Origin of the sequence: Sodalis-like endosymbiont of Proechinophthirus fluctus, assembly GCF_001602625.1 — a bacterium.
GTDB lineage: Bacteria > Pseudomonadota > Gammaproteobacteria > Enterobacterales > Enterobacteriaceae.
Genome location: NZ_LECR01000003.1, coordinates 28,356 through 38,365 on the forward strand (window position 1 = coordinate 28,356; position 10,010 = coordinate 38,365).

Below are 10,010 nucleotides of genomic sequence, written 5' to 3' on the forward strand. Positions count from 1 at the left end.
ATAATCATTGTCCACCGCCAGGATCGGCGGTGGGAAGACTTTAGCCGACTGCTGTGCGAGGACTTTATGCCCTACCGCGATGAATTGATTATCTCTACTAAGGTGGCTAAACCATGTGACAGGGGCATTATAGTGATTGGGGATAGAAGAAATATCTGGTGGTTAGTCTGAACTAGAGTTTGCGGCACCTGGGGTTGAACTATGTAGATATTTTCTATCATCATCTGCCGGATCCAGACATGCCGCTACTGCGGTCGCTATCATTGCCAGATTAATGAACCCGGCAATAGTCATGGCTATGGCCACATACAAGAGTATTGTTCGGAGCGGCTGCCCACACGATTGTCTAGGTCGGCGCGAGGAGTGCAAATAAATAACGTGCGGCATGATGGTAGCGCCCAACACGCCGGCAGTCAGTGAAATACTGCTTCTCTGTCGGGCAGCGTCGACCATAGGCATGTCGACGCGCAATTCGCTTAATACCAGACGGGAATAAAATAACTCGGCGATATAGGCAGCGGCAACAAACAGTAGCAGGCTTCCCACCTATCACGACTACTAGAGGTTTTTGCCCGCGATTTTGCATCATCAATATTAAAAAGGCTACAATGCCGGTAATTATCGCGCCTTGTAACAGCGTTACCCCAGCAGTATTTTAAAGCCAATGGTGGCGCCAATAAATTCTGCCAGCGCCATGTCGGTCGCCATCCCGATAATTTTCTCCCACACCCAATAATCCCAGACTGCGACACGAGGAAAGCGATCGCGGATATGTTCAGCCAAGTTCTTGCCGGTGGTGATACCCAATTTAACAGACAAAAACTGAATAAGCGGCGCCATGATATTGGCCCATAATACTACTACCCACAGCAGAGCCGGTAGCCAAAACTGGCACCGGCTTAGATATTGGTAGCGAAATTACCGAGATCGATACAACCAATCGCGGCGATAAAAGCAAGTCCAAGGAAGGAAAGATTCACTTTTCTCGCTGCGCGATTGACATTATCCATAGCATGGCTGTCCACTATAGAAATAATCATTATCAACTAATATGTTTATAAAAATATAAACATAACAAATATATTTAGAGAGATTCTGCTTATCTTTGCGATATCAGCCATTAATGCACAGTATGTCCCCCCACGGACGGGAGTGCCCGGGTTTAACATCGTTTCACCTTGACGTTAAAAATATAGCGCAGGCTATGTTTTAGCTTAGTATAGATCTAAAACTTTCTATCCTAATAATTAGAAAAAATTCATAAAATTTCGAGTATGGGGGATAGCTGCGCAGGAGAGAAGGAGGATTTTTCTATATTTGCAACTTATAACTCGTTTTTACCTGCCCTATTACATAGAATGAGTGAAGAATTCTGCCTGCCTCATTATTTGGAGCAACTATGTCCCGCATTTTTCACTTTGTCCTGGCACTCGCCGTAGTGGCGATCCTGGCAATATTAGTTGGCCGCGATCGTAAAAGCATTCGCGTGCATTTTATTATCCAGCTGCTGGCGATTGAAATTTTACTCGCCTACTTTTTCCTCAATTCCCAAATTGGTCTGGGCTTCGTACAGGGTTTCTCCGCCATGTTCGATAAATTGCTGGGTTTTGCCGCTGAAGGTACCGATTTCGTGTTTGGCAATATGAATAAACAGGGCCTGGCGTTCTTCTTCCTGAACGTCCTTTGCCCGATTGTATTCATCTCAGCGCTTATCGGAATCCTACAGCATATCCGCGTGCTTCCCTTCGTTATCCGCATCATTGGTACCGTGCTGTCGAAGATTAACGGCATGGGAAAATTGGAATCGTTCAACGCCGTGAGTTCACTGATCCTCGGCCAGTCGGAAAACTTTATCGCCTATAAGGATATCCTCGGCAAAATGTCAGAACGGCGCATATACACCATGGCCGCCACGGCGATGTCTACGGTGTCCATGTCCATCGTCGGCGCTTATACGACTATGCTGGCGCCCAAATATGTCGTTGCGGCGCTGGTGCTGAATATGTTTAGCACCTTTATCGTCCTATCCTTGCTCAACCCCTACTGGGTAGAGAAAGATGAAGATTTACAAATGAACCATCCGCATGAAGGACAAAGTTTCTTTGAAATGCTGGGTGAGTATATTCTCGCCGGTTTTAAAGTGGCGATTATCGTCTCAGCGATGCTTATCGGGTTTATCGCGCTAATATCCGCCGTTAACGCGCTGTTTAGTCTATTGTTCGGCATAAGCTTCCAGGGCATCCTCGGTTATATTTTCTTCCCGCTTGCCTGGGTGATGGGTGTTCCTGCGCACGAATCGCTCCAGGTTGGCAGCATAATGGCCACCAAATTGGTGTCGAATGAATTCGTGGCCATGATCGATTTGCAGAAAGCCGCCGGGGAATTATCGCAGCGCTCGGTGGGAATCATTTCGGTTTTCTTGGTTTCGTTTGCCAATTTTTCTTCGATAGGCATCGTCTCCGGTGCAATCAAGGGACTGAACGAGCATCAGGGCAACGTGGTCTCCCGCTATGGCCTAAAACTGGTCTATGGCTCCACGTTGGTCAGCGTGTTGTCAGCCGCCATCGTCGGCCTGGTGATTTAACGCTGCACCTCCGCATTATACGCTCTCGGGATTTAGAGCCGGGACGGGAAGCCAGGATGGCCCATTTCCCTATGTATCAACTCCGTACATACATAAATAAACCAGCCTTAGCCGGTTTTTATTGGTGGAGCTAAGCGGGATCGAACCGCCGACCTCTTGCATGCCATGCAAGCGCTCTCCCAGCTGAGCTATAGCCCCATACACATGACATCGTCTCTGGTGGATGGGGCGCATGATATGAATTCTAACAAACTCTGTCAAAGGCTAAATTTGCCAAACGGGTCAAACGCTGAAAAAGCCGTCAAATTAGCGCTGACTGGCCCTTTATTGCACCCGCTGGGCAATAAAGTTCAGCGCAAAATCGATGCGCGCCAGAGACCGAGACTGTCCTATCGCATGCACGGTGACATCAAGGGTTGGGGACTGGCTAGTGCCAGTTAACGCAACGCGCAGTGGCATACCGACTTTGACCATACCCACCTGCAGTTCCTCGGCCGTTTGCTCAATGGCCGCATGCACTGAGGCCGGCGTCCATTCGTCTATCGCCGCCAGCTTGGCGTGCACCGCCTGCAGCACTGGAGCCGCCACCGGGCGCAAATGCTTCTTGGCCGCGTCAACATCAAATTCGCTGAAATCTTCGTAGAAATAATGGCAGCTAGCGGCTATATCCTTCAGGGTTTTGCAGCGTGTGCCCAGCAGTTTCACCAGCTCCGACAATTGGGGCCCGGTACGGGTATCGATTCCCTGCTGCTCAATATGCCAGACCAGATGCGTGGCAACGTAGTCGGCTGGGAGATGATTAATGTAATGGTGATTAAGCCACAGCAGTTTTTCGGTGTTGAACACGCTGGCAGATTTGCTTACCGAGTCAAGGCTAAATAACCGTTTCATTTCGTCGACGCTGAAAATTTCCTGATCGCCATGGGACCACCCCAGGCGCACCAGATAGTTCAGCAGTGCTTCCGGCAGAAAACCGTCATCGCGGTATTGCATGACCCCGACTGCGCCGTGGCGTTTGGAAAGCTTCTTGCCGTCATCGCCCAGTATCATCGAGACATGGGCATAATCCGGCACCGGCGCGCCTATGGCCTTCAGGATATTGATCTGCCGCGGCGTATTATTGATATGGTCCTCACCGCGGATGACATGGGTTATCGCCATATCGTAATCGTCCACCACCACGCAAAAATTATAGGTAGGCGATCCGTCGGTGCGGCAGATGATTAGATCATCCAGCTCCTGGTTATTGAACTCGATAGGCCCACGGATAAGATCGTTAAAGAACACCGAGCCATCCTGCGGATTACTAAAACGCACCACGCAGGGCTCATCGGCGGCGTGATGATGGTGGCTATCGCGGCAGAGGCCATCGTAACGCGGTTTCTCGCCACGGGCCATTTGCGCTTCACGCAACATCTCCAGTCGCTCTTTGGAACAATAGCATTTATAGGCAGTGCCATGGGATAGCATGTCATCAATGACCTCATTGTAACGGTCGAATCTTTTAGTCTGAAAGTAGAGACCTTCGTCCCAGTCCAGGTTGAGCCAGTTCATACCGTCCATAATGGCCTCAATCGCCGGCTGCGTTGAGCGCTCAAGATCGGTATCCTCAATGCGCAGCACGAATTCGCCGCCCAGATTGCGGGCGAAGAGCCACGAATAGAGCGCGGTACGCGCGCCACCAACATGAAAATAGCCCGTGGGGCTGGGCGCAAAACGGGTTTTAATTTTCATCAGCTACATTGCCTTCATTACGCATGGCGACGAAGAGCCGAAACAGCGCTTCCAAGCCCATATTAAAAATGGGGATAGTCTACCACTTATTATGGCCGTATCTTCAACACCTGTCCTCATCCGGGAGTTTTTTCACTCAGCCCAGTGCAAAACTGCCCGGGATAGCTAAATTTAATACGAATACGAAAATTCACTGGAAAAATCGTTGACTCATTGCGGCGGTTCCCTATAATGCGACCCCATACAGTAGGGTGATTAGCTCAGATGGGAGAGCACCTCCCTTACAAGGAGGGGGTCGGCGGTTCGATCCCGTCATCACCCACTAATTCTGACGTATTTAAGTGGGTCGTTAGCTCAGTTGGTAGAGCAGTTGACTTTTAATCAATTGGTCGCAGGTTCGAATCCTGCACGACCTACCAATTCCCGTTCTTCCCTTCTTCATCTGCCTTGCTGTTGTCTTTATCAATACCCAGCGCCGCATGGCCTGTCGCAGCGCTGTCTTATGCTAACACGCCTGTGCATACAGGTTGCTGTTGACCAGCGCAGACGGCGCGGCGCTGTGCCCCAATTCTCTCTGTCTAGTCAAGACCAAGACACCGATATGGCGAATATACGTGTCATAGGCAAAGAAGAATTAAATATCAAGCTATTTAATTCTTCTTTATAATAAGTGAAAACTCGCAGCAGCCTACCCGTTCAGATTAATGCTACCAAGGCCAGGCCCTACAGCCCAAATGTCAACGTATGAAGCACAATATTTGATTGCCTGATATAAAATTATTTATACTATATTTCTATAGTATTTATAATAAATTTCCAGATAATAACCGATTATAAAAAATAATTTAATCTACCAGTAAAAATTACATTTATCAGTACAGTGAGGGTGAGGTATTAAAAGGCTCAAATACAATATAATATCTGCATTAATTTTAAATATTCAATAAATAATGGGTATTTCCTCACTCAACCTATTAGACTGCCGAGAGATAACGAGTGGATAAAATGATCTATGCCATTATATTTTTTATCAATAGATAAAAAATCTATCCTAGATAGAGCAGAATAATGGAATATATATATTCTATAAAACTGAGAGATTTAGATTCAAAAGCATCAAAAAAATTTTTAAAATGAAGATCATAAAAATAGTATCTATCCAAAAACTTACCTCAATTTTAACACATGCGTCACCGCCACAACTCCTAAAATATATATTCCTTACTATAGGAAAAAAACATATACTGTTGCGGCGTAATTTCAATTATTAATTGTATGAGTTAAGTATTGTTATTTTTAATTCATTTATCCAAATACTCATATTTTTATTTTCTGTACAGGATATCACCAGGCACACTCAATTTTTTCTAAAAGCAATGATAGGGTAATTTTTTCAAATTAACTCAAACTATTGAGGTAAGTAAAATGAAAAATATTACAAAATTGAAATAGATTTATACACTGACAAGACCTATTTGGTTAGATGCTAATGGAATGAGTAAAATTAACTACAATCACCAACATTTAAGAATGATTCTCGCCGATAACCAGACGCTGAGAGTGCTTCATGTCAATGTAGATTTCAGTAGCACGTTGACGCTGTGTTTATTAAACGACGGCAGAAAACTGAGGATAGCTTAAGCGTCATCCGTAACTTGGTAGAAGTTAGCACCAACTCGGTCTAAGTTCAATTTATCGAAACGCCTTACGTAAATGTTATCTAGATAATGGGAATATAATATCTAGAGACCTCAAAGATATTTTATATATACCGCAAATTCTAGAATGAATCGGCATTTTTTTAGCAATGGAACTAACAAGACATCAATTCTCTTTAGTAGATTCAGGATATGCAGTGATCTTAGTATTAAAGATCAATAAACCAGCGCTGCAGACCTAGTAAAAATTAAAAACTATAGATGCTCTTATCGCCTATTGTGAAAGTATTTTTTCCTTCTACAATGCACTGTCCATAATTAATTTACTGTCCAGATTTTCCTTTGAGTCCGAGAACGATTCAGATTGGAATATTAACAATCGATAATTAATAAAAGCCGACAAAGATGACAGCAATGGTAGCTATTATGGATGTAATTGGACAGCAGAGTCGACAGCCTTGATTATTATTTTTTAGATAATACTACAATAGGCCAACAACTAGGGTAGTCTATATAAAATTGCCCACTGCTATCAATAGCACTTTATGTTTGGTAAACATTTCTCCGTCGGTGACGTATGGAACAACATTGTATGCTGCCAGCTACTGAGATGTGATACTGGGTGATCGTAAATATCAAGATAGCTGACTATATAATAACGGTAATAAAGAGAAAGTTTGAGGAGAACATCTTCCAACTAATCGCTAGAGATAGATCACTTAATCAGTGGGATCTGCGTTCCAAGTATTACTTTATCATGTTAATGGTGGACAAGGCGAGTAAGAATGCCTTCACATATTTCAAGCAGCAGTATCGTAAAAACTGTAATATGTCAGACTTTATTCCTTATCGTACACTCGCTGCTGGATATACTGTCTGAAAGTTATATTGTATCTGGAGAGCAGGTGAACATAACCATTTTTATACAGATTACCGGTGGCCATGTGACCAAACCGCAGCTCGATCGCAATAATTATAGCTATGCTAAAGCAGTATATCGGCTGTATCAATTAGTTGATACAGCGCAGTTGAAGGTAGTAAAAAACCAGTTGAAGCTGGACATCTACTCTCCGGCTAGTTGATAAGACTCAGTTAAAAGCTACCAGCCTGAAAGGTAATGCCAGCTTGCGTTTTAACATAGATGACTTTGTACATATTTATGGTAAAGACCTGATCCTGATGAAGGGGCGCGTTACGTTTATAAAACGCCTATAGACAGCCCTGCTATAGCATTGAGAAAACTGCCGACTAGTTGTACGCCCTGAGTTTACCTACTGGTAAAGATCGTAAATACCAGCCAACAACAGATTATCTTAGGGTGAAGTAGGAAGCAATACAGCGGAAATTAACTTTATTAAAAATCTCGCATAGCTGATCATCCATCTCGCAAGAAATAAATTTCTTTGGAATGTCAAACTAGGTTTTCGTCACGATATTAGTTGATTACACTCAAAGAAAACTGGTCATCGACGTCTTTACTATCACATCGTATTATTACTTCCCGGATGTAATCTATGAAAATATTGTTGTACGTGATCTGCAAGGGAAAGTCACCTTCACCAAAGATATCCCTGACACCTAAGCAAGCCTGAATTATGATGAATTGATATTCAGCATCGATGATTATATTGAGATTCTTCATAAAGAATAGAATCGCTTACGGGTCAACCTACCTTATCCATACATCATCGATAGCAAAAATGTAAAGAATATCTTAACTATTGCCGATTTCAGGATGATAAATACGGAGTTGCAGGGGATCCTGTGCAAGCGATCTTAATAAGGCTGGATAATACTACGGTAGGTTTACACAGATTTTATCAGGATTATCACTCCGCATCTTCACCTTTCAACTATAACATTTATTTGTCTATCCAGATTTTAATATCCTGTAGCGTGAGCGACTGCTGGCAACTTATAAGGACTACATTCCTACCGATAATTCGATTCCGAGCGATAATGCGGGCAATAAATTCATGTTCATGGGCTATGGATTTAATGATCGTCAGTTTCTGATCGACATGCTTTACTTGGGTAAGAAGACATTAACGATTAAAATAAGAGCAGGGATCCCACATAGCTATTTTCCCAACTTATATACTTGAATCGTTTATGAAGATGCTGACGGAAATAGCCTCTATCGAGAAGAGGTAATTAGCAACCAGAATAAGCAGACACGACTGGCAGAAATTGGAAAGCAACAAAATTATCGCATCACCGCCATAGGATTTGGAACGAATTGAAGATTAACAATAGTCTTTTTCGCCGGTAAATAATCGTATTAAACCCTTCCTGGTAAGTTCATTTATGGCCAAGACGGCGCTATCTAATTACTGCGCTGGAGGCTTTGTCAGTCACGTAGAAAGTAGCCACCTGGTCTAACGCAGGTGGCAAACGCGAAGGAGTAAGCCGACGCATCGCCGATGCGCGCCGGCTTCCTTGCATAAAAATACCGTCGCCCAGCAACGGGCGGCAAATTAACAATCAAGTGCCTGAAAAGGGATCCACTGACTTCCTTTTCAGGATCATGAGAAGACGCTGATGCCAGCCACCTTAATAGCTACCGCCACCGCTATAATGACTGAATGGCAGTTTCACCAACCAGATGACCAGGATCAGCGCGAAAAAGATCCAGCCCAACAGTGTAAAATAGTCCACGGTCGACAGCATATAGGCCTACCATTCCACCTATTTGTCCAACTGCGCCATCGTGCTTTGGGTATTACTCCAACCTCTCGATACAGAACTGCGTCTCGGGTCGGGACTATAAGTGTAATATCTTGCGTCAAATGCCCGTGGTGGAAAATCTAGTGCCGATGCTATATCCAGGTGGTCAACGAAAACGCAAAACTGCAAGGCTGCCCGCCAGGGGCCGGAGCCTTCAGCAATATCCTTCAGCGGCAGACTGGAAAGCAGAATACTAGTAGTTGGCATAAAAATAGCGCTACCCCGATCCTTATAATTCCTTGAATTATCATGATATGATAATAATCTACGCCGGTAATAAAATCGGAACACATAAAATAGGAGATGCCAATCACCAAAAATAATCTTCCCGCCAACAGCCGGAGATCGAATTTATGCGCGTAGCGACCCGATCAGCGGAGATAGAGAAACAACGGAAAAAATACCGATGAGCGCTGCTGTCAGTCCGGCCCAGACTGGCGTGTAGCCAAGCTGGGTATGCAGCTATTCTGGCAACAGTAGGTTGATGCCAAAGAAACCAGAATAACCCAACCAAAGCCAGTGTTCCGAAAGAAAAGTTGCGGTATTGGAATAGTCGGAGATCGATAATAGGGCATTTGTCGGTCAACTCCCAAATGACTAGCGCCACCAGCAAAATTACAGAAATCAAAGAGCCGACAATGATAAAAGCCGACTCAAACCAATTGAGATTGTTTCTCTTATAAAGCACCACCTTATAACAAGCTAACCCCTAGCACCAGCAGCGCTAGTCCGACATAATCGATCTGCTGGGTCACCGTCGTCACTTGCCGCTATTAAAGCTGTGCTATAACCAAAATAGCCGCGAATATGCCGATTAGGCACGTTAATGAAGAAGATCTACGGCCGGGTATAGTTATCGGTTATCCATCCGCCGGCTAGCGGACCCAATGGACGCTACCGCGGTGACCATCGCCAGGAGAGGGAGCGCTATCCCATCCTTAGCAGCGGGACAAATGGACAGCAACAGCGTTTACACCATGGGTAAAGCAGTTCGGAGAAGAAACCCTGCAGGGCGTGGAAAATGACCAGCTGCGTCATATTTTGCGCAGATACCTCACAAAAATGAGGTGATGATAAACAGCAGCTCCGGGGCCAAAAACATCCTCGTTTGCCCCATGTCGCAACGATATCCAGCCGATTATCGGCAGCGAGACGTTGGCGATAGTCGTGTCTAAGCACCTGCATAAAGGTCGCTAGCTTTACTGGCAGGACACCGCAGCCGGCGCAATCAACTGCGGACGCGGCAGGGCATGGGCGGTGTCGTAACCTTAGGCCCATCAGAACCGCCAGGCGGATTCCGGCAGCGG

The 10,010-nt window shown here is 44.9% G+C and carries 6 protein-coding genes, 3 tRNA genes and 1 pseudogene; 5 read left to right on the forward strand and 5 right to left on the reverse strand.

The window, feature by feature from the left end; translation table 11 throughout:
• Window positions 1–162: 162 nt before the first annotated feature.
• Both BG74_RS12030 and BG74_RS15345 read right to left on the reverse strand, forming a co-directional pair.
• Window positions 163–840: pseudogene (locus tag BG74_RS12030) on the reverse strand (Nramp family divalent metal transporter).
• Between the two features lie 59 nt (window positions 841–899).
• Window positions 900–1,040, reverse strand: a complete 141-nt coding sequence (locus tag BG74_RS15345; RefSeq protein ID WP_244267052.1) for a hypothetical protein — start codon at window positions 1,038–1,040, stop codon at window positions 900–902.
• Window positions 1,041–1,399: 359 nt separating this feature from the next.
• Between BG74_RS15345 and BG74_RS00420 the strand changes: the two genes are divergently transcribed.
• Complete coding sequence (locus BG74_RS00420) at window positions 1,400–2,584, forward strand: NupC/NupG family nucleoside CNT transporter (protein ID WP_066595665.1); 1,185 nt, start codon at window positions 1,400–1,402, stop codon at window positions 2,582–2,584.
• Between the two features lie 122 nt (window positions 2,585–2,706).
• On the opposite strand, the gene BG74_RS00425 is transcribed toward BG74_RS00420, so the two are convergent.
• A tRNA-Ala gene (locus BG74_RS00425) sits at window positions 2,707–2,782 on the reverse strand.
• 126 nt (window positions 2,783–2,908) lie between these two features.
• Entirely contained in the window at window positions 2,909–4,318 is a 1,410-nt protein-coding gene (gltX, locus tag BG74_RS00430) for a glutamate--tRNA ligase (protein ID WP_066595667.1), read from the reverse strand.
• 249 nt (window positions 4,319–4,567) lie between these two features.
• On the opposite strand from gltX, the gene BG74_RS00435 reads away from it, so the two are divergent.
• The 4 genes from BG74_RS00435 (at window position 4,568) to BG74_RS15355 (ending at window position 7,558) form a co-directional block, all read left to right on the forward strand.
• Window positions 4,568–4,640: transfer RNA gene (locus tag BG74_RS00435), tRNA-Val, on the forward strand.
• A 21-nt stretch (window positions 4,641–4,661) separates the two neighbouring features.
• Window positions 4,662–4,737 (forward strand) — tRNA-Lys (locus tag BG74_RS00440).
• Window positions 4,738–6,761: 2,024 nt separating this feature from the next.
• A complete protein-coding gene (locus BG74_RS15350; RefSeq protein ID WP_244267053.1) occupies window positions 6,762–7,058 on the forward strand; it encodes a hypothetical protein in 297 nt (98 codons plus the stop codon).
• A gap of 398 nt (window positions 7,059–7,456) precedes the next feature.
• Window positions 7,457–7,558 (forward strand): hypothetical protein, encoded by a 102-nt coding sequence (locus tag BG74_RS15355; RefSeq protein WP_244267079.1) that lies wholly within the window; start codon window positions 7,457–7,459, stop codon window positions 7,556–7,558.
• Window positions 7,559–9,630: 2,072 nt separating this feature from the next.
• Here BG74_RS15355 and BG74_RS15360 read toward each other — a convergent pair.
• Window positions 9,631–10,010 (reverse strand): hypothetical protein (locus tag BG74_RS15360; protein WP_244267054.1); only part of this gene is annotated, 380 nt, incomplete at its 5' end.